Annotated in this window: 32 protein-coding genes and 1 pseudogene; 23 read left to right on the top strand and 10 right to left on the bottom strand. The window is 34.5% G+C overall.

What is annotated here, in order from left to right:
- Positions 1–314: 314 nt before the first annotated feature.
- From ACIPKN_RS04185 to ACIPKN_RS04170, 4 genes are all read left to right on the top strand, one after another.
- Positions 315–746, top strand: coding sequence for a BrxA/BrxB family bacilliredoxin (locus tag ACIPKN_RS04185; RefSeq protein WP_142511069.1), 432 nt, complete (start codon positions 315–317; stop codon positions 744–746).
- A complete protein-coding gene (locus ACIPKN_RS04180) occupies positions 734–1525 on the top strand; it encodes a class I SAM-dependent methyltransferase (RefSeq protein WP_400933661.1) in 792 nt (263 codons plus the stop codon). Before ACIPKN_RS04185 ends, ACIPKN_RS04180 begins: the two co-directional genes overlap by 13 nt.
- Positions 1526–2304: 779 nt before the next feature.
- Positions 2305–2667 (top strand): AroM family protein, encoded by a 363-nt coding sequence (locus ACIPKN_RS04175; protein ID WP_400933659.1) that lies wholly within the window; start codon positions 2305–2307, stop codon positions 2665–2667.
- 479 nt (positions 2668–3146) lie between these two features.
- Positions 3147–3743: a YpjP family protein gene (locus ACIPKN_RS04170; RefSeq protein ID WP_142510951.1), complete on the top strand. Its 597-nt coding sequence runs from the start codon at positions 3147–3149 to the stop codon at positions 3741–3743.
- A 155-nt stretch (positions 3744–3898) separates the two neighbouring features.
- Here the strand turns inward: ACIPKN_RS04170 and ACIPKN_RS04165 are convergent, their stop codons facing one another.
- From ACIPKN_RS04165 to ACIPKN_RS04135, 7 genes are all read right to left on the bottom strand, one after another.
- Positions 3899–5089 (bottom strand): tyrosine-type recombinase/integrase, encoded by a 1191-nt coding sequence (locus tag ACIPKN_RS04165; RefSeq protein ID WP_400933657.1) that lies wholly within the window; start codon positions 5087–5089, stop codon positions 3899–3901.
- Between the two features lie 125 nt (positions 5090–5214).
- Positions 5215–5685, bottom strand: coding sequence for an ImmA/IrrE family metallo-endopeptidase (locus tag ACIPKN_RS04160; RefSeq protein ID WP_248718981.1), 471 nt, complete (start codon positions 5683–5685; stop codon positions 5215–5217).
- Positions 5686–5766: 81 nt separating this feature from the next.
- Positions 5767–6507: a hypothetical protein gene (locus ACIPKN_RS04155; protein WP_248718982.1), complete on the bottom strand. Its 741-nt coding sequence runs from the start codon at positions 6505–6507 to the stop codon at positions 5767–5769.
- Positions 6504–7124 carry a hypothetical protein gene (locus ACIPKN_RS04150; RefSeq protein WP_248718983.1) on the bottom strand — a complete coding sequence of 207 codons (621 nt, stop codon included), beginning with the start codon at positions 7122–7124 and terminating at the stop codon, positions 6504–6506. The genes ACIPKN_RS04155 and ACIPKN_RS04150 overlap by 4 nt, the downstream gene beginning before the upstream one ends.
- Complete coding sequence (locus ACIPKN_RS04145; RefSeq protein WP_248718984.1) at positions 7087–8277, bottom strand: hypothetical protein; 1191 nt, start codon at positions 8275–8277, stop codon at positions 7087–7089. The genes ACIPKN_RS04150 and ACIPKN_RS04145 overlap by 38 nt, the downstream gene beginning before the upstream one ends.
- A 508-nt stretch (positions 8278–8785) precedes the next feature.
- Positions 8786–9583 carry a hypothetical protein gene (locus tag ACIPKN_RS04140; RefSeq protein WP_400933653.1) on the bottom strand — a complete coding sequence of 266 codons (798 nt, stop codon included), beginning with the start codon at positions 9581–9583 and terminating at the stop codon, positions 8786–8788.
- A 161-nt stretch (positions 9584–9744) separates the two neighbouring features.
- Positions 9745–10137, bottom strand: coding sequence for a helix-turn-helix domain-containing protein (locus tag ACIPKN_RS04135; protein WP_400933651.1), 393 nt, complete (start codon positions 10135–10137; stop codon positions 9745–9747).
- Positions 10138–10261: 124 nt separating this feature from the next.
- On the opposite strand from ACIPKN_RS04135, the gene ACIPKN_RS04130 reads away from it, so the two are divergent.
- The 17 genes and pseudogenes from ACIPKN_RS04130 to ACIPKN_RS04050 all read left to right on the top strand — a co-directional run bounded on the left by ACIPKN_RS04130 (position 10262) and on the right by ACIPKN_RS04050 (position 19108).
- On the top strand, positions 10262–10489 hold the full coding sequence (locus ACIPKN_RS04130) for a helix-turn-helix transcriptional regulator (RefSeq protein WP_400933649.1): 228 nt from the start codon (positions 10262–10264) through the stop codon (positions 10487–10489).
- Positions 10490–10519: 30 nt separating this feature from the next.
- Positions 10520–11236 carry a Rha family transcriptional regulator gene (locus ACIPKN_RS04125; RefSeq protein WP_400933647.1) on the top strand — a complete coding sequence of 239 codons (717 nt, stop codon included), beginning with the start codon at positions 10520–10522 and terminating at the stop codon, positions 11234–11236.
- 40 nt (positions 11237–11276) lie between these two features.
- Positions 11277–11579 carry a hypothetical protein gene (locus tag ACIPKN_RS04120; protein WP_400933645.1) on the top strand — a complete coding sequence of 101 codons (303 nt, stop codon included), beginning with the start codon at positions 11277–11279 and terminating at the stop codon, positions 11577–11579.
- A gap of 188 nt (positions 11580–11767) precedes the next feature.
- Positions 11768–12040 (top strand): helix-turn-helix domain-containing protein, encoded by a 273-nt coding sequence (locus ACIPKN_RS04115; RefSeq protein WP_400933643.1) that lies wholly within the window; start codon positions 11768–11770, stop codon positions 12038–12040.
- Positions 12031–12297: a hypothetical protein gene (locus tag ACIPKN_RS04110; protein ID WP_400933641.1), complete on the top strand. Its 267-nt coding sequence runs from the start codon at positions 12031–12033 to the stop codon at positions 12295–12297. Before ACIPKN_RS04115 ends, ACIPKN_RS04110 begins: the two co-directional genes overlap by 10 nt.
- A 286-nt stretch (positions 12298–12583) precedes the next feature.
- A complete protein-coding gene (locus tag ACIPKN_RS04105; RefSeq protein WP_400933639.1) occupies positions 12584–12868 on the top strand; it encodes a hypothetical protein in 285 nt (94 codons plus the stop codon).
- A complete protein-coding gene (locus ACIPKN_RS04100) occupies positions 12865–13101 on the top strand; it encodes a YqaI family protein (RefSeq protein ID WP_400933637.1) in 237 nt (78 codons plus the stop codon). The genes ACIPKN_RS04105 and ACIPKN_RS04100 overlap by 4 nt, the downstream gene beginning before the upstream one ends.
- A gap of 70 nt (positions 13102–13171) precedes the next feature.
- Entirely contained in the window at positions 13172–14065 is an 894-nt protein-coding gene (locus tag ACIPKN_RS04095; protein ID WP_400933635.1) for a hypothetical protein, read from the top strand.
- On the top strand, positions 14016–14819 hold the full coding sequence (locus tag ACIPKN_RS04090) for a PD-(D/E)XK nuclease-like domain-containing protein (RefSeq protein WP_400933633.1): 804 nt from the start codon (positions 14016–14018) through the stop codon (positions 14817–14819). The genes ACIPKN_RS04095 and ACIPKN_RS04090 overlap by 50 nt, the downstream gene beginning before the upstream one ends.
- A 155-nt stretch (positions 14820–14974) precedes the next feature.
- Positions 14975–16051 (top strand): DnaD domain protein, encoded by a 1077-nt coding sequence (locus tag ACIPKN_RS04085; protein ID WP_400933631.1) that lies wholly within the window; start codon positions 14975–14977, stop codon positions 16049–16051.
- 51 nt (positions 16052–16102) lie between these two features.
- Positions 16103–16557, top strand: a pseudogene (gene ssb, locus ACIPKN_RS04080) (single-stranded DNA-binding protein).
- 25 nt (positions 16558–16582) lie between these two features.
- The gene (locus tag ACIPKN_RS04075; protein ID WP_400933629.1) at positions 16583–16942 is read left to right on the top strand and encodes an NUMOD4 domain-containing protein; all 360 of its coding nucleotides are present in this window, start codon (positions 16583–16585) and stop codon (positions 16940–16942) included.
- Positions 16943–17561: 619 nt separating this feature from the next.
- Positions 17562–17711, top strand: a complete 150-nt coding sequence (locus ACIPKN_RS04070; RefSeq protein ID WP_400933627.1) for a hypothetical protein — start codon at positions 17562–17564, stop codon at positions 17709–17711.
- Between the two features lie 61 nt (positions 17712–17772).
- Positions 17773–18096 (top strand): dUTP diphosphatase, encoded by a 324-nt coding sequence (locus tag ACIPKN_RS04065; RefSeq protein ID WP_400933625.1) that lies wholly within the window; start codon positions 17773–17775, stop codon positions 18094–18096.
- 9 nt (positions 18097–18105) lie between these two features.
- Positions 18106–18357 (top strand): hypothetical protein, encoded by a 252-nt coding sequence (locus tag ACIPKN_RS04060; RefSeq protein ID WP_400933623.1) that lies wholly within the window; start codon positions 18106–18108, stop codon positions 18355–18357.
- A complete protein-coding gene (locus tag ACIPKN_RS04055; RefSeq protein WP_400933621.1) occupies positions 18354–18614 on the top strand; it encodes a hypothetical protein in 261 nt (86 codons plus the stop codon). The genes ACIPKN_RS04060 and ACIPKN_RS04055 overlap by 4 nt, the downstream gene beginning before the upstream one ends.
- A 77-nt stretch (positions 18615–18691) precedes the next feature.
- A complete protein-coding gene (locus ACIPKN_RS04050; protein ID WP_400933619.1) occupies positions 18692–19108 on the top strand; it encodes a DUF1064 domain-containing protein in 417 nt (138 codons plus the stop codon).
- A 242-nt stretch (positions 19109–19350) separates the two neighbouring features.
- Here the strand turns inward: ACIPKN_RS04050 and ACIPKN_RS04045 are convergent, their stop codons facing one another.
- The 3 genes from ACIPKN_RS04045 to ACIPKN_RS04035 form a co-directional block, all read right to left on the bottom strand.
- Positions 19351–19557 (bottom strand): hypothetical protein, encoded by a 207-nt coding sequence (locus ACIPKN_RS04045; protein ID WP_143999067.1) that lies wholly within the window; start codon positions 19555–19557, stop codon positions 19351–19353.
- Between the two features lie 152 nt (positions 19558–19709).
- Entirely contained in the window at positions 19710–19859 is a 150-nt protein-coding gene (locus ACIPKN_RS04040; RefSeq protein WP_400933617.1) for a YjcZ family sporulation protein, read from the bottom strand.
- A 513-nt stretch (positions 19860–20372) separates the two neighbouring features.
- The gene (locus ACIPKN_RS04035; protein WP_400933616.1) at positions 20373–20639 is read right to left on the bottom strand and encodes a hypothetical protein; all 267 of its coding nucleotides are present in this window, start codon (positions 20637–20639) and stop codon (positions 20373–20375) included.
- Positions 20640–20864: 225 nt separating this feature from the next.
- Between ACIPKN_RS04035 and ACIPKN_RS04030 the strand changes: the two genes are divergently transcribed.
- Entirely contained in the window at positions 20865–21263 is a 399-nt protein-coding gene (locus ACIPKN_RS04030) for a LuxR C-terminal-related transcriptional regulator (protein ID WP_400933614.1), read from the top strand.
- A gap of 980 nt (positions 21264–22243) precedes the next feature.
- Positions 22244–22714 carry a hypothetical protein gene (locus ACIPKN_RS04025; RefSeq protein WP_400933612.1) on the top strand — a complete coding sequence of 157 codons (471 nt, stop codon included), beginning with the start codon at positions 22244–22246 and terminating at the stop codon, positions 22712–22714.
- Positions 22715–22830 lie beyond the last annotated feature (116 nt).

Raw genomic sequence — 22830 nt, 5'->3', positions numbered from 1 at the left:
AAAGAAGGAATTATGTATTTTTATCTATGCCTTCAACATTATCTTATTACTTCTCTAAAATTCTTATTAGGACTGTTAAAATAATTGTAGTGATGGCAGCAATAATTAATATCCCAACAATAAAATCCATTTTTTAGGTGTGTAACAAGTGTTTAACAAACCAATCCTCGTTACACAAAAAAGTCACCAAAATCACGAAAAAGTCACATTTCCCCCGAAAACGCATGAAATCGGGCAAAAGGCAAGTCTTTGTACATTCTTGAAAAACCTTGTTATAATAACCTTTGCGAATACATATGAAAGAGGGTAAAAGCATGAACGCTTACGATGAATATATGAAACAGGTAGTGAAGCCGATGCGCGAGGAGTTAGTGGGGGCCGGATTTACGGAGCTTACGACGGCTGATGCGGTGAATGAGTTTATGGCGGAGGCGAAGGGGACTTCGTTGGTTGTGATTAACTCGGTTTGTGGTTGTGCGGCTGGGTTGGCGCGTCCGGCTGCTCGTGAGGCAGTGGAGGCGGTGAAGCCTGATCATCTTGTGACTGTTTTTGCAGGTCAGGATCCTGAAGCGACTGTTGCGATGCGTAGCTTTTTTGAGGATGTGCCACCAAGTTCACCGTCGATGGCGATTTTAAAAGATGGGCAATTGGCATACTTTATTCCACGTGAACAAATTGAAGGGTTCCCTGTGGAGCAAATCGTTTCACATTTAACCGGTGTTTTAGAGCAAACATGCGAGAAGTAAAAACGATTGTTACAACAGCGGGCAGACCAGACGATTTATCGTTGGGGCTCGCTGCTTTTGCGTGTAAACAATTAGATGTATCGTTTGAGCCGAGAAAAAAGCGTTCTGTTCGGAAGATCTCTCAGGAATTGCATGCACATGTAATAGTTGCTGGGAAAAATCGTTTTGAGTATTATGCTTTTGGAGCAAATGAGCCATTTTTCTTTCATCCAAATTCAGCGGCGTTTCGCTTAAAGCGTGTAGCTCGTGGGGAAGCGGAGCCGTTTTTGGAAGCGGCACAGCTTAAAAAAGGAGATTCAGTGCTTGATTGTACATTGGGACTTGCTGCGGATGCAATGCTGGCGGCTTTTACAGTTGGCAAAGCGGGGCGAGTCGTTGGACTAGAAGCGAATCCTAATGTGGCCTTTATAGTTGAGCAAGGAATAAAATCCTATGATACGACTGAGTTGCCGTTAACTGCATGTATGCGTCAAATTGAAGTGGTGCAGGTTGAAGCAGTTAACTATTTGAAAACTTTGCCGGACAATACTTTTGATGTCGTGTATATGGATCCGATGTTTGAAGAGATTATTGAAGAAGCCAATAATTTTGAAGCATTACGCTTAGCTGGGGAACATGTGACATTAACGGATGAATGGGTAAGTGAGGCGAAACGAGTAGCAAGAAAACGGGTAGTATTAAAGGCTCATTTTCGCTCAGAATGGTTTGCCAAATATCAATTTTTACAATTAACAAGAACAGCTGCGAAGTTTCACTATGGTGTTATAATTGTTGATTAAAGTAAATATTGAGTGTTTTCTAGAGGCTTATTCATATTGAACTAGCCTCTATTTTTTATCTATAATTCTAAATATGATAATATGCACCACCAAGGTAATTCGAAATAAAGTATTTACTTTTTAAAAACTCTGTAGTATAATATAAACCGTGCTATTTTAGGTGGCATATTTACGTAATCTGGAATTCTGCTTTTTGTTTTTGAAGATACTTATTCACACTGGCGCATGCTTTGGGGCTGCAAGGACGCAAAAGAAGGTTGGGTTTGCGTTGCTTAAGTTAGAAAGCACACAGTGGAATTTTACCGCGGTGATGAAACTAAATGTTTCAATATAATATTCCCCAGATGATTGGGTTGAGACTTTACAATTTACGAAAAATGTTGCCTATTAAATACTAAAGGGGTGGCTTCGCAAAAGCGAGGCTGCCCCTTGCCTAATTTACGGATAGAAAAGCTGAAGTGACGGAAAGAACCATCGAAAAGACATATAGAAGAGCCTAACAGTAGACCGATTATGTCTACTTTTTTATGTAATAAATTTCTAGTTGTCGCATCCTATATAGTTCTTTTTTATAATTTTTTCAGATGAATATTTCAATATACAATGTAAAAATGGCTAAATTGATTTGCAAACCATTTATCATGTTCAAAAGCATTGCGGTCTGCTAATATGTGATGTTATGGATAGGGTGTGAAATCTTTATTCTCTGAATATTCCTGCTTATGGAGATGTATTAGACATCCAAAAGTAGGGGTGACTATGAATCAATAAAGTCGTTTTTGACTCAGTCTCCTCGTTCAGACATTACACCAACATTTAAAGAAATATTTCATAAAGATATAGAAATTGTTGAAAGAGGAGCATTAACTTCCTTAAACGAGTTTAATTATCCCATTAGAAGTACGCTTAAAAGTAGTAAGAGGTTTCGGATAATATCAAAGTTACCAGATGATTATGGCAACTTTGAAGCAGCAGCCCGTTATTTTAAAGATTACAGAGTGGATCTAATTATTTTAGATTGTATGGGATGCAATGAAGAGCATAGGCAGTTAGTTAGAAAAGAGAATGGTATTTTAACAATTTTGCCAACAATACTTATAAATCAAAGAATATGGAAAGTATTCCCAGGCTGTAGGCTATAGATAAATTTAGTCTACAGTCTCTTTTTTGCCGAAAATTAATTTTCCGCGAGGAGGTATGAGGGAAGATTCGTCAAGTAGCTCAAAAAGTTCGGGACTGTGAGCGGAAGAATTGGCTATCAAAGTAGAAAAGTCCGCAAGCTCGCGGACTTTCTTTGTTAAAAGGAATTGTATTAGTTCGTGAAGCATAAAGATGATAAGTAACCTAACATTAATAAAAGACCAATACCCATTGCGATTTCCATGTTTTGTACCTCCTTTTAAAAAAACGACACATTTAACCCGCATACTGTCAACAAATACCCGATTAGTTTGGGACAACAGGATGATGGTCATACAAACGTTTTCACAAGATGTGAAGTTTTTACTTTATACATAAATATTGTACAATGAATTATAGAAATATGAAACCTTTTATAGGCTTATGCGTATATATAAGTAATAGAATTACCAATTTGTACATAAAGAGAAGGTGTTAATTTATGAAGAAATGGGTTCAAAAAAGTATCGTCATTATGGTTGCGTTTTTAACTTTTGGATTAATTACGCCAACACATGAGATATGGGAAGCATTTGATCAAAATCCATCAAATCGTGCTTCTATCGGACCATCACCTGGGACAAGCACTGCAGAAGCAGCTGCTCTTCCGATAGAAACAGAAATACAAGAAGAACCGGTCGACTATAGTGCATTGCTCGTTGACGCGGCGAAAGAGCAATCCTATAAAAAATTCGGCACAAAAATCGGCCCGAAAATTAGCAATGAATTTGATTCCATTATCTTCCCGAAGATGGAGGAAGCCATTGCGATGACTGTAGCTAGCTTAGACGATTCATCATTAGCATCGTTAACAATTTCTGAAAAGCCTAGTGGCAACTATGGAGAAAAAATTTTCAATATTAGTAGCAATGAAACAGGGATGGATTTAATTCGCTTTCATGTCCGCACAGAAAAAAGACCACAGGAAGGTTATTATTACAACTTCCACTACCATAGTGCCGAGGACGACTTTATGGCACATAACAATTTAGGGGATATATACTGGGAGAAAAACACACCCCCGAAATGGTTATCCTAAAAAATTACGAAACACTCGTTTAAAATGCGGGTGTTTTTTTGTTTGAAAGCGTTGATATAACAACGTTTATAATGATTTATTGAATTTTTATATTTACAAATTATATGGGTAGGGGAGAGAGGAAAAACGCGAGTGCCCCAAAAAGTGCCCCAATTTCATCGTTTTTTGATTTCCTCAGATTCTTCAAATGAACTCAAATTGATAATTTCATCCATAAGATTTGAAGCGTGCACCTCATCTTTTTCAAATGAATGTGCATAAACTTTATAAATTGTTTCAGGAGTATCACCAACTAAAGCTGCAACTGTAGATACAGGGATTTTATTAGATAACTGTATCGTCACAAATGTGTGTCGTAGATAGTGAGGTGTAAAGTGAGTTATCTTTTCTCGATCACATATTAAGTCTATGATGCGTTTTAAATAGCGTTCGCCAATTGGTTCTCCAGCATATGTAATAAATACATATCCATCTGGATTCCGAAATTTATATGTTTCCATTATTTCGTCATACCATTCCCTGTAATCTAGTAAAATACTTTTGATATTTTCATTCATTGGAAATTTCCGATAACTATTTTTAGTCTTCGGTGTCCTGGATCCGTAACGATCTTTAGTTTTATTTATGTGAATTATATTGTTTTCAAAATCAATATCAGTTTCCCACTGCAAAGCCCTCAATTCGCCAACACGCATTCCTGTTAGGAATAGCAGACTTAAACATGCATAATGAGTAATTTTATATTTAGTGCGTGCGGTTTCTAATACATTTGTTATTTCATCTATGGATAGTGCGTTTCTTTTGATACTTTCAGTAGCTCTACTTAAATTAGGGGATGAAAACTTTTTTCTGTCTAAAATTTCATTTTTAATAGCAAATGTGAAAATGGCATTCATGCGTCTAAAAATTGACATAATTGTTCCTTCTTTAAAACCTTTCATTATTAATGGATCTATTAAATCTTTTTGAACAACAATATTATTTACGTTTTTTATTTTGATATGTCCAATTGAATCAGATATATATTGTCTCATTACATAATTGTGGTTTCTTTCAGTAGTTGGCTTCCAATTTGTTTTATTCGCTTCGACATAAATCTCATTTAATTGGTTCACTGTTAAATTATCATTTTCTACGAAACTCACATTTCCATCTAATATAGTAGCTTTCAGTTCAATTAATGCTCGTTCAGCTTTCTCGATTGAATCAAATCCTTGTTTTGTTTTTTCTCTTCTTACTCCAAGGCTGTCGTAATATTTATATCTATATGCAAATTTTTTCTTTCCGTTCATTTTGTACCAATAGACATTATCTATTTTAGTGGTTGTCATCTTCTTACGAACCACATAGATCACTCCTTTCCGAAGCGAATGTTCTGTTTATATGTATTAAAATAATTTTCTGCGTATAGATTAAGAAATTAGCTAGTGTACCATATCAATCATCTCATATTTCAAAGGGAAATATTATGTCAATACTGCATAATTCGTTTATTGTAATATTGTGTTAAACGCCTCAATGCAAATTGGTATTCAACATTAAATAATTCCTGAAGTCTAATCACTGTTTGTGGAGAACAATCCTCTAGATGTAATTCATCTAACATAAAAGTAGGCATACAGGCGTGATACATAAAATTGTTAGCTTTATGTTCCTGATATTCACGGAAGAGGGGAGACATATAGAATTGATCCCCGGTATGTAGTAATACATGAGCTAATTCATGACAAAACTCTTGCCATTGTTGCTGCGGGTTAAGTGATTCATCTAAGAAAATATAAGGTTTATCTTTTGCAAATAATGCTTGGCTAGGGTCTGACCAATAAAATATTTTAATTTCTAATTTTCTTGCGATTACATGAAAATTTAAAAGGGAAGGGGAAAGGGTATCCATTCGTGTGAAGAAATCCTTAATGAAATCTTCTAAGTAACTATAATGCATTTAAACACCTCATGAATAAGAATGTATGTTCTTTTTTGTGTATAATAAAACCCTAGCTATTAAAGTAGGGTCCAAACAATATTATAAAAGCGATTTAATTAGAAGAATATTAATAATAGCATTTATAATTAAAATAAAAAGTATGATAAGAATATTTTTCTTTGTTTTAAGGAAAACTTCAAAAAGTGTCATTATTTTTTTTACATTTTTAGGTTCCTGTATATTTTGCAGATTATTGAAATAATCTACTAGATTTTTTAATTTATCAATAATAATTTCTTTATTTGCAACTTCTGTTACATCATTATTTAATAAATCTAAAAAATTATTAAGAGATTTATAGTTTTTAACTTTTTCTGAAATAATTAGATAATCATTTTTATTTAATTGAACTAGAAATTTGTCAATTATTTCGTTGGAAAGATTAGAGCATAATATTTTAAATCTCTCAGAAGTATCAGTATTATTATTTATTGTATATGCAAGTTCTTTTGAAGTTGTTGACTCGATAATTCTACATATCACTTCAATTGATTTTATATTAGCTGTGATTTCCTTATCTATAATTTGCAAAAACATATCAGATTGGCTTCTCTTGGTAATATCTTCTTTTATTTTGTTCAAATAAAAAACTATTATTGCCACAATACCCGAGAAAAATGCCCCTAATAAAGGTGGAGTAATCCTGCTGATTACTTCTGTATTATTTAAGTTAGGATAATTTGAAGTAAAAAAATCTATAAACTTGTTTGTTGCAATAATCATAATTATTAGTAAGATAAGAATTATAATACTTAAAATTCTATTAGAATAATTTTTCATGATATTGTTTTTATACCTTCAGCAAGTAAATTATCAATTTGTTGTTTAATAATGAATATTTCGGAAGTTATACTACTCAAACCATCTTCTGGATGTTTCAAGACATCAGAAACACCATAACTACTTTGAATTGTAGCCATATCTCCCCCCTTATCATCGCACAGTTTATTAGATGATAAGGAGGGTGGAGCTTTTAAATCTAAGTGTAGTTCTTCTTGTAATTCTTTGCAAATCTCAAATGTATAAGAAATGTTATTAAATAGATTATTAACACTTGGTTCAGAAAGATTTAATAATGGATGTTTACAAACAAAACATTCATAAAACTTTTCAATACTGTCTTCAAATGTAATTTCTCCGCATTCATCACATTCTAATTGATATAATTTTTTTAATAAGCCATAATTTGAAAGCGTTAGAAATAAGTTTATTGTTTTTAATGTATCTATCTTATATCTAAAAGAAAAATCTAAAGGATCAATTACAGTCGCTTTTTTCTTTACATTATTTAAGAAAAAATCTCTCAAATGAAAGTGTAAAGATTCAAACGGCATAAGTAATTTAAGGCTATCTTCAGACTCATAGATACTGCTCAAGTTCGTGTAAAAGAAACTCACTTTTCATTCTCCTCTCAGAATCTCTTCTAATGTTATTATAATAGTCTACCATATAACTTCCTTGAAATTCTCTAATTGTAACTTCTAATCCTATAAAGTTATTTGATAATGGTTTAAGTTTATAATTTTGTTTATTTATTCGAAAATACATTGAAATTTCATCTACTTTTGTATCTTCTGTTACTAGACTTTTAAGATTCCAATACAATTTTTTTCCATATATATGTTGTCTTTTTGCGTCTCTAGTAACCGATCTTGTTGTATTACCGTCATGGAATGAAAAGGCAAAAATATATCTATCTGTGAATGTCTTTGAATTTAGATTTTGAGCAACATTTTGGAAATACATATACTTAACGATTTTTAGATTAGATTCCAAGTCATCTTCAGATTTTAAATTTAATATATCTAAAATAAAGGCTTGAATGTCTATATCTAAAGTTGTTTCTGGAATTGGTAAAGAATCCTGAATAATTTCTTCAGCTTTCTTAGTCTCTGTTAAAAATAGTTGATATATTTGATTTTTAATCTCTTTCTTTGCCTTTCTCTTATATGTAACTGTAGGAGTAAGTTCTTTAACATAACCAAATATTTCTGATATTAAACTTCTGCGATTTTTTCCTGCGTTACTTCTTAACGTGTCTCTCATCTTTATAATAAATGTTTTTCTGGAAAAGTTATATTCGCAAGCAATAAAGAAAATTGTTTTTTTAGTTTCCTCATTTCTTGTAAAACCATATCTAAAAAGTAATACTAGTGAATCATCTTCTTGTCTAATTGAAACGAGTTGTAATTCTTCATATTCAGTTGATGAGTAATGTATTGGTCTATCAAGAGCATTTGTTTTATCATCAATAACATTTTTAATTCTGTTAATATTATCATCGGTTTCAAAAAAGTAAATAAAATGATTATCTGGTAGTACCCACGTCAATTCATTAAAAAGTGTCTTATCTAATTTTTCTTTATCGACAACTTCTCCATCTTTACTTTCTAATATTCTTGTTATTGTGAGAAAACTGTTATCTACAAACATATTAGTTTTCAATTTATTATATTCTTTTGCGGTTTTCCAATAACTACTTAAAGTATTATGCAAATAATCTGCTGTAAAATTTCTAAGTAGATTGCCGCTAAATGGATTAGTTATCATTTTTATAGCTCCAATTCATAGTATTGATATTTTTGTTTTGGTATGGGAATTATCAGTGAAATATGGCGTAAGTAAATATAACTATTTGTTGTTTAAAAAAATAAACATCCCAAATTTGTGTTTATACCTTAAATAAAGGATGTTTAAGAGGACAAGCTATTTAGACATGCCCTCGGTATTTAGCCTTCTTTGTATCCTTATAACGATTTAGTCATTATCGTTTTTAATAATTTCCCACATTTTCCGTAACTTCTGTAAGTCCTCTTCACGACTCTTAGGTAATTCCTTGTACCATTTTTGTAGGGTAGGGTCGTTGGCAAATGCTTGGAATGCAATTTCGTCCTTTTGAGATTCAGTAAGTGGTATAGGGTCTTCAGTATTATCAAGTAATAATCTGTTGTTGTGTTTAATGTTTTAGCTAAAAGTACAAGCATTTCATTTGAAGGAGTGCTATAAGTACATTTGGCTAAAGTAAATATAACTATAAAAATATTAAAAAATATAAAGTTTAGTTGGCTTTAATATACTTACATGTAATAATTTTATCCAAATTAATTAATAAAGGTTCTTTACATAAATTAACATCATCAGGTTTTCCAATTAATATAAACTTATTATCGATTGGATAATATATGTAATACTCTTCGTATTGAACTCCATTTTCCAATTCGATTGAAACTAAAATGGGTTTTTCTAATTTTTGTAAATTTAATCCCTCATATAAAACAAAATAAACAAAAGTAAGTTCTAAAAATGAGGTAAATATAAGGAAAGATAATGATTCATTTTTCCAAAGGATAACATTCAATTTACCGAATATAGGTAAAGTTAAAATATAAAACAAAAGAAAAGTATACTTGCGGAGATTTATTTTATTATTCAATAATATTTTATTTTCATTGAATAAATCTATATATTTCTTTATAGTTTTGTTATTTAAATTTAATTTAGAGAATAAATTTAATTTAGTAAGAAACTTTGAAAATGTAATAAGTATATTAAAAATCCATTTGAAAATCCATTTAAAAACTATTGAAAGTATTAAAAATAAATAAATTATTAATAATATATTTATTAATTTATTCATTATATTTTCTATTTTTGGGTCGCTAAATATTGCATAAAAACAGAAGGTCGGAACTATTATAAAAATCAAATAAATGATTAATACTTCATATAAAAATTTCTTTTCTTTACTGAATAATTGTCTTTCAAAAGACCCCGAAGTAAATATTTTGTATATTCCTACTATGATTGGTATTGAAAATATAATTAGTTCTTTGTAATTTTTAAATATTTCATCCAATAAATCAGCACTTCTTTCAAAATAGTTATAATTGTTTTAAGAGTACAAAACAAAAAATAAAAAACATAAATGTTCAATATTTACAATAATGTTACTCTTAAAGGACATGTCTAAAAACATGTCCTTTGTTTAAATATTATTAATCATTTAAATTGCAATGATTAATCATTATCATTCTTAATAATTTCCCACATCTTACGCAACTTCTGTAAATCCTCTTCGCGACTCTTAGGTAATTCTTTGTACCATTTTTGTAGAGAAGGATCGTTGGCGAATGCTTGGAACTCAACCTCTTCTTGTTCAGCTTGTGTTTTTTTTGTTTCATCGGAATCTAAATAACCAGCGTACTTCATTAATTCTTCATAATTATAATTATAAGCTTTTGATAATAATTTTAGTGTTTCAGGGGTAGGATTTACATGCTTGCCAGAACGTTTATCGAAACCTTTTTCGATAGTGTCTAAATAAGTATGACTGATACCTATGCGCTTACTCGCATCACGTAAGGATTCTCTACCTCTTAATTCTTTTAACAACTCACCTAGAGTCTTCATGTAATCACCACCTGTAATACATACTTTACATTAAGGATAGAAAAATATAAATAAAATTGTTGTTAATCATTATTGACAATATTGTTATACATGGATTACAATACTAAGCAAGGAGGTGTTATCCATGGTTAACAACAATGTGCGGTTAACAAGACAAGAAATAGGGATGACTTTATCTGAATTGGCTAGACGTTCAAATACATCTCGACAAACTATCACAAATATCGAACTTCATGGTCAAGAACCAGGGGTTAAACTGGGTTTACAAATTGCTATGGCTTTAAACAAACATCCTAACGAAATTTTTTTTTATGATTTTGTTATACAAGGTTTACAAAAAGGGGGTATCTAACTGTCCCCTAAAAAATCAGGAGGTTTTATCATGAATCAATTAACAAGAAATATTTCAAGTTTAGATGTTGCTGAGATGGTCGACCGTGAACATCGCTCTGTAATTCGAGATATTCGCAATATCATCGAACATATGGGAGGAGAGCACAAAATTGTGCAGTCCTATTTCATTGAATCAACATATACAAATAGTCAAAACAAAACGTTACCTTGCTTCTTATTAACGAAAAAAGGTTGCGAATTATTCGGTACTCGAATGAATGGTGAAAAAGGTACGCAGTTCGCAGTGAAATATATTGAACGATTCAATGAAATAGAACAACACATTGAAAAACAACTACCGCAAGATCACATCACACTTGCACTTGAATCAGCGTTAGAAACTCGTAAGCAAGTACAGGGCATTCATACAGCAGTGGTCGAAGTGAAAGAAACTGTGCAAGTGCTTTTCGACACAATGCGAATTGACGGTCGTCAAGAGTATGCTTTGAAATCACAAGGTAAAGCAAAAGTATTAGAAGTTTTAGGTGGTTACGACTCTCCAGCATACAACGCTATGAGTAAGAAAGTATTCGCTAAAATGTGGGGCGATTTCAAACGACACTTCATTTTACCGAGATCTACTGAATTACCGAAAGCGCGCTTTGAAGAAGGTGTAAGATTTATTTCAATTTGGCGCCCAGATACTTCAATGGCTATCGAAATTGATTCTTATAATAATCAAAAACTCTTGAAATTAGTTAAATAAGAAAGGCACTACATTATCGACTAAAGAAAGGGGCAACAATATGGCTACAGAAAGCGCAGTGATTCTATCACTTTTTGAGATGTCTGGCATTACACCTGAAATAGTTCATAAGAAATTAACTGAACTTGTTGAAACGTCTGCCAAGCCATTGATTTTGTTTTGGGATATCAAAGACATTATGAAAACTACAACTTTTAGTCGCAAGTTTTTGGAAGACCACATTTTAAATGATCCACGTATACAGCGATATGAACGCCAACGTGAAAAAGGTGGTAAACGTGTCTGGTTAAAAGAACCGACATCAAAATTATTACAAGAAATCATCATGAACGAATGGTATTAAAAAATGCACTGGCAGGTGCAGTTAAATAGGAGAGGCCAGGGCAAATGGCCTCATAAATATCAAACTACCAATCTAGTAAGAGGTTGGGGCAAATCAACCTCTTATCTCAATCTTAAAGCTAACTTGAAAGAGAAACAATGCAACGGACGCATAATATGCTCAAACTGCATAAAAAAGGGTGAATATTTATGAACTTAGATGTTGGAGGATTAATAAAACAATGTCGTAAGAAAGCGAAACTTTCACAGGAGGCATTTGCTGATTTGATGCACACGACACAATCAACGATTAGCCGTATAGAACAAAATCTTATTGCATGTGAGGCGAATTTTTTAGCTAAAGCAGCCGCAATAACAAACTCACAGGATGTTGTTGTAGCTACATTATTTAGTGCTGATGCAGCAATGCAATTTTTACAAACAGTACCAATGTTTATAGGAGGATTCTTTTCATGGATATAGTAGAAAAATTAAAGCTAGAAATAGCGATGTTAGAGGCTTGTAATGAGGATTTATTAGTAGCAATAGGCGTTCATAATAAACGCGACGAGTATCACTTATCTGCTGAGTGTATGCGAAAAATCAATAAAACGACTCGTGAAATTGAAAGATTAAAAGCGTATTTACGAGATCAACAAAATTTCATGTGGGTTATCAAGGATTTACAAGATAGAGGATTACTTAGCGAGGTGATTAAGGAATATGCGAATCAAGCCTAGGGCGTGGAAGCACATGACATTAAAACAGAGGTTAATTTATTTACACTTCATTTGTGATAAGAGGGAGTTAACAAAGCTAAATGAATATAAAAAGCTGCTTAATTGGTTGAGACAATTAAACAGCGGACAACATATACAAGTCAATTATATCACAAAATCAGACGTTTGCGAGTGTTATCTCGCCCTCGTCAAGCAGTTCATAATCCTCCTCAAATTGGTACGGTTAGCCAAACATTATGAGCTGCTTGATGGGATGCCATCAAAATAATCGAAAGGGTTGATATTTATGAAATTAGCAAATGTAGTGTCTAGAATTACTGAATTACCTAAAATTTTAGAGCAACATGGTGTAGCGTCAGAGGATGTTATCCGAGTTGAGTATAGTTCTGGTTCAGCAGATAATGCTGACATTCTTGTTCAGCTCTTTTCATTCGAATCTATTAAAAAGTTAGGTGCTTATGATATTGAAAATAAGAAAGGCTATGAAGATGAACGTTGGAGGCAATATAAAGTTGTTAAATGTGGCATTTCATTTATCTGTTGGCAACGTGAAGGCGAGGCGATAGCGTGAGAGCACTTGCAGAAGTTGAGAATCCGATGGTATTAGGAACAATCGAGCCAATAAATAACGTACCAACATTTCAATATGTAGAAATGAAAAAAGATTTTCGAGACGTCTACGGCAGTTTAATCGTATTCAACGATGATTACATGGAGTTTTCGAACGGTGATATTGTCCACATGGATAACATCCACACATATCTTGAGGATCATTATAATGCAGCATTTTGCACAAAAAAATAAACCACTTGGCAGAGTGGTCTAAGAAAACTAATATTTGCGCTCATTATAGCGCACTACAGGAGGAATTTCAATGAGTAACTTAGCAGAACAATTCCATAGTCCTCAAATGGGACAACCTCAATTTCAAGGAGGAACTCTAGCACAAGCTAGTGCTTCTCGTGAAATGGAAGAAGTCAAAGGGCAGATTTTCATGGCGAAACAATTTCCACGAAACGTATTCCAAGCTGAACAACGTGTATTAGATACATGCCGTCGCCCAGCGTTAGCACAGGTTGCCATGTATCAATATCCTCGTGGTGGACAACGAGTAACAGGTCCATCGATTCGATTAGCTGAGGCGATTGCGCAAAACTGGGGCAATTTATCATACGGCATACAGGAACTAGAGCAACGCGAAGGTGAATCAGTTGCAAAAGCATTCTGTTGGGACCTTGAAACAAATGTCCGTCAAGAAAAGGTATTTACCGTCAAGCACTCTATGAAAGCTAAAGGGACTATTAAAAAATTAGAAGATCCACGTGATATTTACGAAAAAGTAGCAAATGACGGTGCTCGCCGTTTACGTTCATGCATTTTAGGTGTGATTCCTGGTGACATCATTGATAAAGCGATTATTCAATGCCACGAAACACTAGCTGGTAATAGTCAAGGTCCATTAAAAGATCGTATCGCAAATGCATTACGTAGTTACAAAGAAAACCATCGTGTCACTCAAGAAATGATAGAAGCAAAGTTTGGTTACAATGCTGATTCATTTACTGAATATGACTATGTAGAGTTAATAAACATATTTAACAGCTTAAGAGACGGCTTGAGTAAGGTAGATGATTGGTTTAATAAAGATGATGCTAAAAAGCAATCTAGCGGCTTGGGTGATGCGTTTAAAGACGAGCAAAAAACAGAGGTGAAACCGGATGCACCAAACGAAATTCCAATTGAACAGCCAGAACTATCACTCGAATGAGGCCAACCAACATTATATGTCGGTGTCACAGTTTAAAAGCGCCATGAAGTGTGAAGCTAGAGCGTTTGCTGAGGTAAGGGGCGAGTTTACTCGTCCTCTATCTACAGCTCTAATGGTTGGTTCATATTTACATGCAGCGTTTGAGAGTAGCGAGGCATTCGCTGAATTTAAAGAGCTAAATCACCACACCATTTACAACAATCGTGGCAACAAATATAAGGACTACGAAAAAGCTGATGACATGATTGAAACTATCGAGAACGACAAGTTTTGCATGTTCGCTCTACAAGGTGAAAAAGAGGTCATCTATACAGGTGAATTATTCGGTGTAGAGTGGAAAATCAAAGTCGACAACATAAATCATGAACGTGGATTTTTCAGTGATATAAAAAGCACTCAGGAGCTTCGGAAACGCTACTGGAGTGAGAAATATAATACATGGGTTTCGTTTGTACAAGCCTTCGATTACGTGCTGCAGATGTGGGTGTATCGAGAAATCATCTTTCAAAATACAGGTCGCTACTTTGATCCGTACATTGTGGCAGTAACAAAAGAATCGCCACCTGATAAAGCAGTTTTACACCTCGATTCAGGACGTTTTGATTTCGAGAAGGAATATGTTCAAACCATGCTACCAAGCATGATAGAAGCGAAGCTAGGACGTAGAAAGCCGCATCGTTGTGATAAATGCGAATACTGTAGGGCTACAAAGAAATTAGAAGGTACATTTGAAATTGAGTATTTACTAGATTAGGTGGTGAAAATGGATGAATAATGTAACTCACAAAGTTCTTCTTAAGGGTAAACTTGTCATTTCTTGCGCTTACCCGGGAAATTATTTCTTATTTCCTAACCTGATTGTTAATAAGTCTGTGATAAAAATTCGAATATAAGGAGAGGTCAGGGCAAATGGCTAAATTTAGATTAGTACACACATCATTTTGGAATGATCCGCGTGTCGTTGAAGAAATGACGGCAGAAGACAAATACTTCTTTCTTTATTTGCTAACGAATGAAAGTACGACACAAATCGGTATCTATCAAATTACAAAAAAACAAATTGCTTTTGATTTAGGCTACTCACCAGAGAGTGCAAATGCATTGTTACAACGCTTCATAGAGCACCACAAACTGATTAGATATAACGTTGAAACACGTGAAATTGCTATTAAGAATTGGGGCAAATACAACCTAGTTAGAGGTGGCAAACCGATACTTGATTGTGTGAAATCAGAGTTAAAAAATGTGAAAGATACAACGTTGATTGAATGGGTTGGTGAAAGCATACCAAACGATTCAATACGTAACGTCTACGAGTCGTACTACGATACGTCAACGATACGTGCTGAAATTGAAGAATCCAGTAATACCAACGGTTCTTACGTAACGTCACACGATACGTCGACGATAAGTGGACAAGAAGAACAACAACAACAAGAAAAACAACAAGAACAAGAAGAAGAAAAAGAACAACAACAACAACAACAACAAGAAAAAGTTGGTGGTCAGTCGGTTAGTAGCTCTTCTAATTTTGCTAGATTAGTGGAATTTACAAATCAAAACATTACACCAGTTCTTCCAACAATAGCAGAACACCTTGGTTACATCTTTGATGAGTATAAAGATGTGGATTTAATCTTAGCAGCATTACAAAACTCAGTATTTAATAATGCTCGAAACAAAATTAAGTATGCAGAAGGAACATTAATCAACTGGCGTAAGGAAATGATCACAACTTACCAGCAGTTACAGGCTAAAGAAGAAAGAGAGAAAAACAACAAGCGACAACAATCTAACCAATCCTATCAAAAGCCTAAAGGTCGAACAGAAATAGTGCCAGAGTGGTTCGCTAATCGTAATAACAAAGAAGAGCCACTAACGCCAAATACCGAATCTGATAACAACACGATTGATTTTGAGATTGAGAGACAAAAGGTCTTAGAAAATATTGAAAGAATGAGAAATAGAAGTGAAGCGAATGGTTGAGAAAGTGGATGTTAGTCAAATGATTATGACAATGAAAGAGGCGATGGTTGCATGATTAACCGAGTTGTAATAGTTGGCCGACTTACAAAAGATCCTGAATTACGATACACACCAAATGGCGTTGCTACATGCCGTTTCGCAGTTGCGGTTAATCGTACATGCAAGCTGAGAATCTAGCTAACTTTATGAAGAAAGGGAACTTAATAGGTTTGGAAGGGCGAATCCAAACTGGCAGTTATGAAGGGCAGGATGGCAAAAGAATTTACACTACTGACGTTGTGGCAGATAGTATCCAATTCTTAGAGCCGAAAAACGGCACAGGAGGCTCACAGAGCGCTTCAAACTACGAATCTAGTACAAATACAGGGGGAGCAAATCAAAACGCTCCACAGGGCAATAATAGTGGTAATAACAACCAGCCAAGTTGTTTAAAAGTAGAGGATGACCCGTTTGCAAATAATAAAGGTCCAATGGAAGTAAGTGAGGATGATCTCCCTTTTGATTAAAAGAAAAGAAAGGATGTGAGAAGAAATGGAATGGCGAGACATACCAGGTTACGAAGGTATCTATGAGGCTAGTGATACAGGGCAAATTCGTTCAAAAGATGGCAAGGTCACACATTCTGTTAGACATGGACGTAGAGTTTGGAAAGGTCGGATTTTAAAGCAAAAAGTAAGTAAGGACAACACTTGTAGAGTGGCTCTTTATAAAAATAAAAAAGAAAAAACATGGTTAGTACATCGATTGGTAGCAATGACATTCATTCCAAAACCAGAAGGAAAGGATTACATCAACCATATTGATGGTAGCCGTTTAAATAATGCTGTTAGCAATCTTGAATGGTGTGATCATAAAGAAAATAATAATCATGCTTTTGATACAGGGAATTAATACAGGTAAAAAGGTCATTTTAGTACACAAAGAAACTCATGAGCCTATTTATTTTAGAAGTATGAGCAGAGCAAGTGAGTTTCTAGGATTTGGAGAAACATATTTAGCGAGTCACATACACAGAGGTAAAGCAGAAATAGGGAATTATGAGATTTTCCTAAAAGCTAATTAAGAGGTGATAAATATGGAGCCATTAAAGAAGATCACTAAGGCTAGGACTTCACGAGAATTAGAACGATTGGTTGCTGATGATACTGAGAGAGGTTGGAACGTAGCGAGTCGGATGAACTATATTTCTCAAGACCCACGACCTTATCAAATACTATTGGAATTTAATGTTGAAAGGGAACAGGTGAGTTTATGAAGAAAGGTAGCCAGCTGTTTACTAAAGTCATAATACTCAAGTTACGTAGAGAAAAACCTACAGTTATCGAATTTAATGGTGATCGTTATGTAAAAGATAATCGGAATGTTGGAGGCAAATGATGAATTATTCGAAACAGGAATGTCCGAAGTGCGAGAAATTAGTGAAAACGTTATATAGACCTAGCATGGCACATGAAGGGCCTAACCTTTGCTACTGGTGCAATAAAAAACGAATGAAGGAGGAAAGTAAAAAATGAACTTAACAAAACTATTTGAAACACAAGCAGCATTGGACGAGCATATCATGCAGGAGCAAGGACCAGGAGCCGAGGACTTGGAAAAGAGATCATTGTCCTCGATGCAAAGAGAAGGGTTATTTCAGAGGAAATCCGCCAGTAGATAAGGTCAAAGGTAAACACTCATTAGGGAATCATTGGTATGACTGTCCAGATTGTGCAGGGTTCTTGGTAGTTGATAAGAATCCACTCCTTGAAGAATACGTTGACTGCTTGCATTTCATTTTGAGTATTGGGTTGGAAATTGACGTTACAACATCACTAGTTTGGGATGATATAGATTTCTTCGACAATGATATTACAGTTCAATTCATCGGAGTTGCTTCAACAATTTTACAATTGCGAAATTGGAAAAGTCATAGTTCATGGGAAGGATTGTTCAGTGAATTCTACATTTTAGGCAAGATGCTTGGCTTCACATGGGAGCAAGTAGAAGAGGCCTATTACGCTAAGAACAAAGTCAACCATGAGCGTCAAAACGCTGGATATTGAGGTGATCAAATGGAACAATTCGAACTCGATTTAGGTGTTCCGATAGATGAAAGCGAACTGGATCCTAATCCAATGGCGAATGTATACGGTTATGGTCCAGAAAGTAAACGATGTAAGCACTGTAAACATCTATTCGCTAGGAGATATGCAGGAACCTATTACAAATGTGGTTTAAGACAAAATACAAATGGTGCTGCTACAGATCAAAGAGTGAACTGGAAAGCTTGTAGCAAGTACGAAAACAAGGAGGAAACAAAATGAAATTCTTTGATTTTTACAATCCATATATCGCATTAATTAAGGCTGAAAATGAGGAACAAGCAAAAGAAAAGTATGTTGAGTGGGTAGCTAATGACGAGGGTGATTTAGAGTTTGATGAAATCGAAAAGGATCATGCCATCGTTAAGTTTAGCCAAGCTAGAGATGAACACGGGAATTTGGTTCCAGTAGATGAAATATTAGAGCAATTACAAAGCACCCAACCAGAATTATTAGTGATTGACGGAAGCTTAAATTAACCAAATAAACACTGCTGGTAGAACGGCATTAGGTTGTTTTATCAGCAGACTTCTGAGAATGCTAGTAGGAGGTAAAAATGAGTAAAGCAAAATACGGCAATAAAAAAGTTATACATGACGGAATAACATTCGATTCAGCAATGGAAGCAAAATATTATGATCATTTGAAACATCTACAAGCACAAGGCATTGTGTCCTCCTTTGAATTACAACCAAGGTTTGTGCTATTACCGAAGTTTGAAAAGAACGGCAAGAAATATCGTGAGATTGGTTATAACGCTGATTTTACGGTTCATTATGCAGATGGACATACTGAAGTGGTTGATATTAAAGGGATGGTTACACAACAATTCGAATTACGAAAGAAGTTATTCGAATACCATTTTCCGCACGAATTAAAGCTTCTAACGTATTCAAAGATTGATGGTGGTTGGATAACACATGATGCGCTTAAAAAGGCTAGGAAAGCACGCAAAGAAGCAAAAGCAGGGTGATAGGAATGAACATAGTGCGCAAGGAAGTAAAACAGCGTAGAGCAAGGCTAATCAATCGACAGGACCACATAGCTTTTCTAGAGTGCCGAGGATGCCCGAAACGTAAAGCTTATGATCCTAGCAAGAAATGTAGGAGATGCAAGACTTATAGACAACTACGGAGCATTGGAAAAGAGCTTGAGTCGATTAGTAACTTGCGCAGGTGGGCTAAGTGAATTTTTGAAACATAGTGTTCAGTAAAATTATTGATCTTTTCGGGGTTTTATAAAGAATGAACTGAATACAACAGAAAGCCCAATAAAAATGAATATTATTGCAATAGATTTATTTGGAATAAATGAATTGTATTCGAGGGGACCCGATAATCTGCCTGTTCCGCTTACAAGCAAGAAGATACCTAAAATAAATATTATATATCCAATTTTAGAATGTGTACCGTCTGTTTTCATTGCATAACAACTCCTAATATATAGGTTAATAACTTATATAAGGATAACATAATTAGGTAATATTTGAAAATATGGATTGATTCAATTACTGCACAATATGAACAAATTAACTATAAAAGGGTCACCATGCTGGGACCCTTAAATCGGAAATGTTAATACCTATTCATCATGAATGTAGCGCCAACAATAATTAAAAGTATAAATAGAACAACAATTAAGGCAAATGTGGAACCATTACCGCCGCCGTAATAGCCGCAGCCGCAGTTATTAATGCCACCAACATTTCCGCCATAGTATCCCATATAGAACACCTCCTTTTTACTATATATTATGTTGGCTGCAGCGAAGGAGTAGGGTTGTTAAACCATTCAGCTATGGGCATTAAAAAATATATTTTTGTGAGATAAGACCATAAAAAAAGGGCCACTTGGGATGGAGTGACCCTTAGTAAATAGATAAGGAGGTGTAAGGCTAAATTAGCTTTACATTACTATTAATATGTCGTGATAGCTATATTTGTATAGTGAATTGCCTGTGAAATAGATTTAAAAATAAAAAAGCCGCAGCGTCGTTACACGCTACATCGAAAAAATGTGTAAAGAGGATTAAAAAAGAGCCATCTCTTTAAAAAGAAATGGCTAAAAAGTAATCAAAGGATGAAGACAAATCATCAAGCGAATATGCTTAACACTACTATAACTATGTTGTAATTTTAGTTTTGTATAGTTGAATAACCTGGAAATTTAATAAAAAAGCCGCAACGTAATCAGACACTACATCAAACTAATGCACAATATGAGGATTAAACGAAATACTTAACGGCATAGAAAAAGGAAATAGACATATTCGTCTATTTCCTGTTCCATAGCTTTTAATTTTGCTTTTTGTTTGGCTTTTGGAATCGAGTGATACTGCTCATATCGACACATTCTACAAGAGCAATGAATTTTACCTTTGCTTAATTTACCGCGTACAGGCATGTATTCACTATCTTTTAACCAAACATCTTTTAAAATAGTCCATTTCTTTCGAATAATTCGCTCTCTCTGATGGCGAATATAGGCTTTTGAACGATTTTTCATAAATATCAGCTCCCTTGAGAAACCCAAGCTTGTAGAGAGGTCAAGGAAATACGGCACTCCCTACAAGCTTGGCAGGTAGCTGATATATTGGATCAATTGATTCATAGCATCATTCCTTTTTCAAGAAAAAGCCGCAGCGTCGTCACACGCTACAGCTCAGAATTGGTTTATGCCCTTTGACGGTGCTTACAACATTATTATACCACACCGTAGGAGGGCAAACCTATGAAATTACTAACGCAAGACAAGCTAGATTCAATGATTACAGACTACCACTGGATGGTTAATGCCATCAAAGAAATGCGAGAAGAAATGGTTATTGGGGCAAAAACGGCGCAGTATGGGATCGAGGCTACGCTACCAAAGGCGGCAGGCGGTGTAGGCGATCCGATTATGCAGGAGGCTATTAGACGTTCGAAAAATATTAAACGTGTTGCAGAGTATGAGAAAAAGCTGTTGGAGGTTCAGAAGCTTTTAGATAATGTTACTGGTGACAGGGAAGTTCAAGTACTGAACTGGATGTTAGACGGCAAATCTCAACGTTGGATAGGGCAACATATGGCTTTATCAGCAACTAGTATTAAACGTATAAAGGACGACATCGTAAAACAAATGATGGCATGATATTGGGGCCTTGTGCTCCTATGAAAGATTAAGTACAGTAAGAACATTAATAATAAGTCATATTGTTAACAGGAGGATAAAATGGGGAAATTCTCAACACAACTTCTAAAAGTTTGGCTAGCCATTCCCAGATGGTTCAGGACGTTTATTCTAAGCGCTATTACCATATATATTTTATGGTCTTATTTTATTAATGGACTAAAGAATATTTTCAAACTAGACACAACATCACTAATCATAAGTCTAATAGTATCTGGAATCATATTATTAATTTTCAAAAATAGTTCAGAAAAGAAATGCTGAACATTTTGAGCACATGTTACAAATGTGATAGATGTTACAAACGTTACATTCGTTACACATTAGGTATTAATAAATTTATCTTGTAAACTGAAGGGGAGGTCGGACAGGTAAATGTTTCTTCCCTTGGTATTTATGAAATCCTAAATATTAGGGAAAGACAGACCGACGACCGACCTGCGCCTCGTAAACTTGTTCGAGGCAAGACATACATGGCCGGCCTATATTTTTTAAGAGATTAGGTATCTTAATTAATATAAAAGGCTAAAAATTGCTGAAGGAGTGGTTTTTATGTGAACTTCGTCCACTTTCCTTTTAGTTAAACTTACTGAGCAACAAGTGCACGGAAATGCACTATAAAAACACAATTCGCTTTACAAATATAACGTGGTGCAGCTCTACCACGATTTCGCAAGTGAGCTAACTCGACAAAAACAATAGCAAAGCTTTCATCTTAGGATGGAGGCTTTTTCTTTTGCTTTGAAAACTGCATCAAACAGCCAAAACAAATAATAATGGACTAGTTACGGGTGAGTAAGTATCTCAGGAACATTAGATACCAAAGATCGCTGGCATGCACTAGTAACCAATAGGGCGGAGTTTGGTGTGGTTTTGAGAGCAAAAAGTTATTACATATTTTTCATCTCCTGGTTTATGATTGAATAGTAGGAGGTGATAATATGGATTGGTTAGATGAAGCTGCAAAGAAACATGCGGAGTTTGTAAAAAAACAGAAGAGTGAAACTGAGATCGGAAATGTTATCAAAGAGAGTTACCAGAAGAAAGTAACGGAACTTTGGGATATGTTCAAAAGTTTTTATGATTTGGCTAAGGATAAATTCGATGGCGGCAAAGCGTTTTCTGCAAAAGGAAATGAAATGCAATTAGTTATCAGTGATATAGAAATTCGTGGTTATGCTGAAGAAAGAGAAAAAATGGGTGGTTACTACGGAACTGTAACTGTAAAAATCAAATATCTTAATTCAAATCGAGTTGGTGAGGTCCATTTCGATAATTTACTGTTAGGACACACTAATGGAGAACCGACTTGGGTATATCGAGATTATGTTAACGATAGAATGATAGATGTTATCTTTACGCAAGAGGATGTAGAAAAAGTCTTTAAAAGTGCATTTTCAATATATCGATAAATTTTTTGACGTCTATAAGACGTCTTTTTTATTTTGCTTTGAAAAGTGAGTATCGAGCAGTTTCCCCCTTGATTGCTATGGCAACGGTACTTACTTTTGAGAGCAAAAAGTTATTA

This window comes from Lysinibacillus sp. NPDC086135, from assembly GCF_044746345.1.
Lineage (GTDB): Bacteria > Bacillota > Bacilli > Bacillales_A > Planococcaceae > Lysinibacillus.
The sequence above is the reverse complement of the archived record's forward strand: the minus strand, read 5'-3'. Positions and strand labels throughout refer to the sequence as shown.

Coding starts and splice junctions, on each gene's coding strand:
- ACIPKN_RS04125 (WP_400933647.1), top strand. CDS start 10,520: ATGAATCAATTAACAAGAAATATTTCAAGTTTAGATGTTGCTGAGATG.
- ACIPKN_RS04085 (WP_400933631.1), top strand. CDS start 14,975: ATGGCTAAATTTAGATTAGTACACACATCATTTTGGAATGATCCGCGT.
- ACIPKN_RS04050 (WP_400933619.1), top strand. CDS start 18,692: ATGAGTAAAGCAAAATACGGCAATAAAAAAGTTATACATGACGGAATA.
- ACIPKN_RS04160 (WP_248718981.1), bottom strand. CDS start 5,685: ATGCATTATAGTTACTTAGAAGATTTCATTAAGGATTTCTTCACACGA.
- ACIPKN_RS04135 (WP_400933651.1), bottom strand. CDS start 10,137: ATGAAGACTCTAGGTGAGTTGTTAAAAGAATTAAGAGGTAGAGAATCC.
- ACIPKN_RS04155 (WP_248718982.1), bottom strand. CDS start 6,507: ATGAAAAATTATTCTAATAGAATTTTAAGTATTATAATTCTTATCTTA.
- ACIPKN_RS04170 (WP_142510951.1), top strand. CDS start 3,147: ATGAAGAAATGGGTTCAAAAAAGTATCGTCATTATGGTTGCGTTTTTA.
- ACIPKN_RS04030 (WP_400933614.1), top strand. CDS start 20,865: ATGAAATTACTAACGCAAGACAAGCTAGATTCAATGATTACAGACTAC.
- ACIPKN_RS04090 (WP_400933633.1), top strand. CDS start 14,016: ATGCACCAAACGAAATTCCAATTGAACAGCCAGAACTATCACTCGAAT.
- ACIPKN_RS04120 (WP_400933645.1), top strand. CDS start 11,277: ATGGCTACAGAAAGCGCAGTGATTCTATCACTTTTTGAGATGTCTGGC.
- ACIPKN_RS04185 (WP_142511069.1), top strand. CDS start 315: ATGAACGCTTACGATGAATATATGAAACAGGTAGTGAAGCCGATGCGC.
- ACIPKN_RS04145 (WP_248718984.1), bottom strand. CDS start 8,277: ATGATAACTAATCCATTTAGCGGCAATCTACTTAGAAATTTTACAGCA.
- ACIPKN_RS04075 (WP_400933629.1), top strand. CDS start 16,583: ATGGAATGGCGAGACATACCAGGTTACGAAGGTATCTATGAGGCTAGT.
- ACIPKN_RS04040 (WP_400933617.1), bottom strand. CDS start 19,859: ATGGGATACTATGGCGGAAATGTTGGTGGCATTAATAACTGCGGCTGC.
- ACIPKN_RS04025 (WP_400933612.1), top strand. CDS start 22,244: ATGGATTGGTTAGATGAAGCTGCAAAGAAACATGCGGAGTTTGTAAAA.
- ACIPKN_RS04045 (WP_143999067.1), bottom strand. CDS start 19,557: ATGAAAACAGACGGTACACATTCTAAAATTGGATATATAATATTTATT.
- ACIPKN_RS04070 (WP_400933627.1), top strand. CDS start 17,562: ATGAACTTAACAAAACTATTTGAAACACAAGCAGCATTGGACGAGCAT.
- ACIPKN_RS04035 (WP_400933616.1), bottom strand. CDS start 20,639: ATGAAAAATCGTTCAAAAGCCTATATTCGCCATCAGAGAGAGCGAATT.
- ACIPKN_RS04180 (WP_400933661.1), top strand. CDS start 734: ATGCGAGAAGTAAAAACGATTGTTACAACAGCGGGCAGACCAGACGAT.
- ACIPKN_RS04105 (WP_400933639.1), top strand. CDS start 12,584: ATGAAATTAGCAAATGTAGTGTCTAGAATTACTGAATTACCTAAAATT.
- ACIPKN_RS04095 (WP_400933635.1), top strand. CDS start 13,172: ATGAGTAACTTAGCAGAACAATTCCATAGTCCTCAAATGGGACAACCT.
- ACIPKN_RS04115 (WP_400933643.1), top strand. CDS start 11,768: ATGAACTTAGATGTTGGAGGATTAATAAAACAATGTCGTAAGAAAGCG.
- ACIPKN_RS04110 (WP_400933641.1), top strand. CDS start 12,031: ATGGATATAGTAGAAAAATTAAAGCTAGAAATAGCGATGTTAGAGGCT.
- ACIPKN_RS04060 (WP_400933623.1), top strand. CDS start 18,106: ATGGAACAATTCGAACTCGATTTAGGTGTTCCGATAGATGAAAGCGAA.
- ACIPKN_RS04130 (WP_400933649.1), top strand. CDS start 10,262: ATGGTTAACAACAATGTGCGGTTAACAAGACAAGAAATAGGGATGACT.
- ACIPKN_RS04055 (WP_400933621.1), top strand. CDS start 18,354: ATGAAATTCTTTGATTTTTACAATCCATATATCGCATTAATTAAGGCT.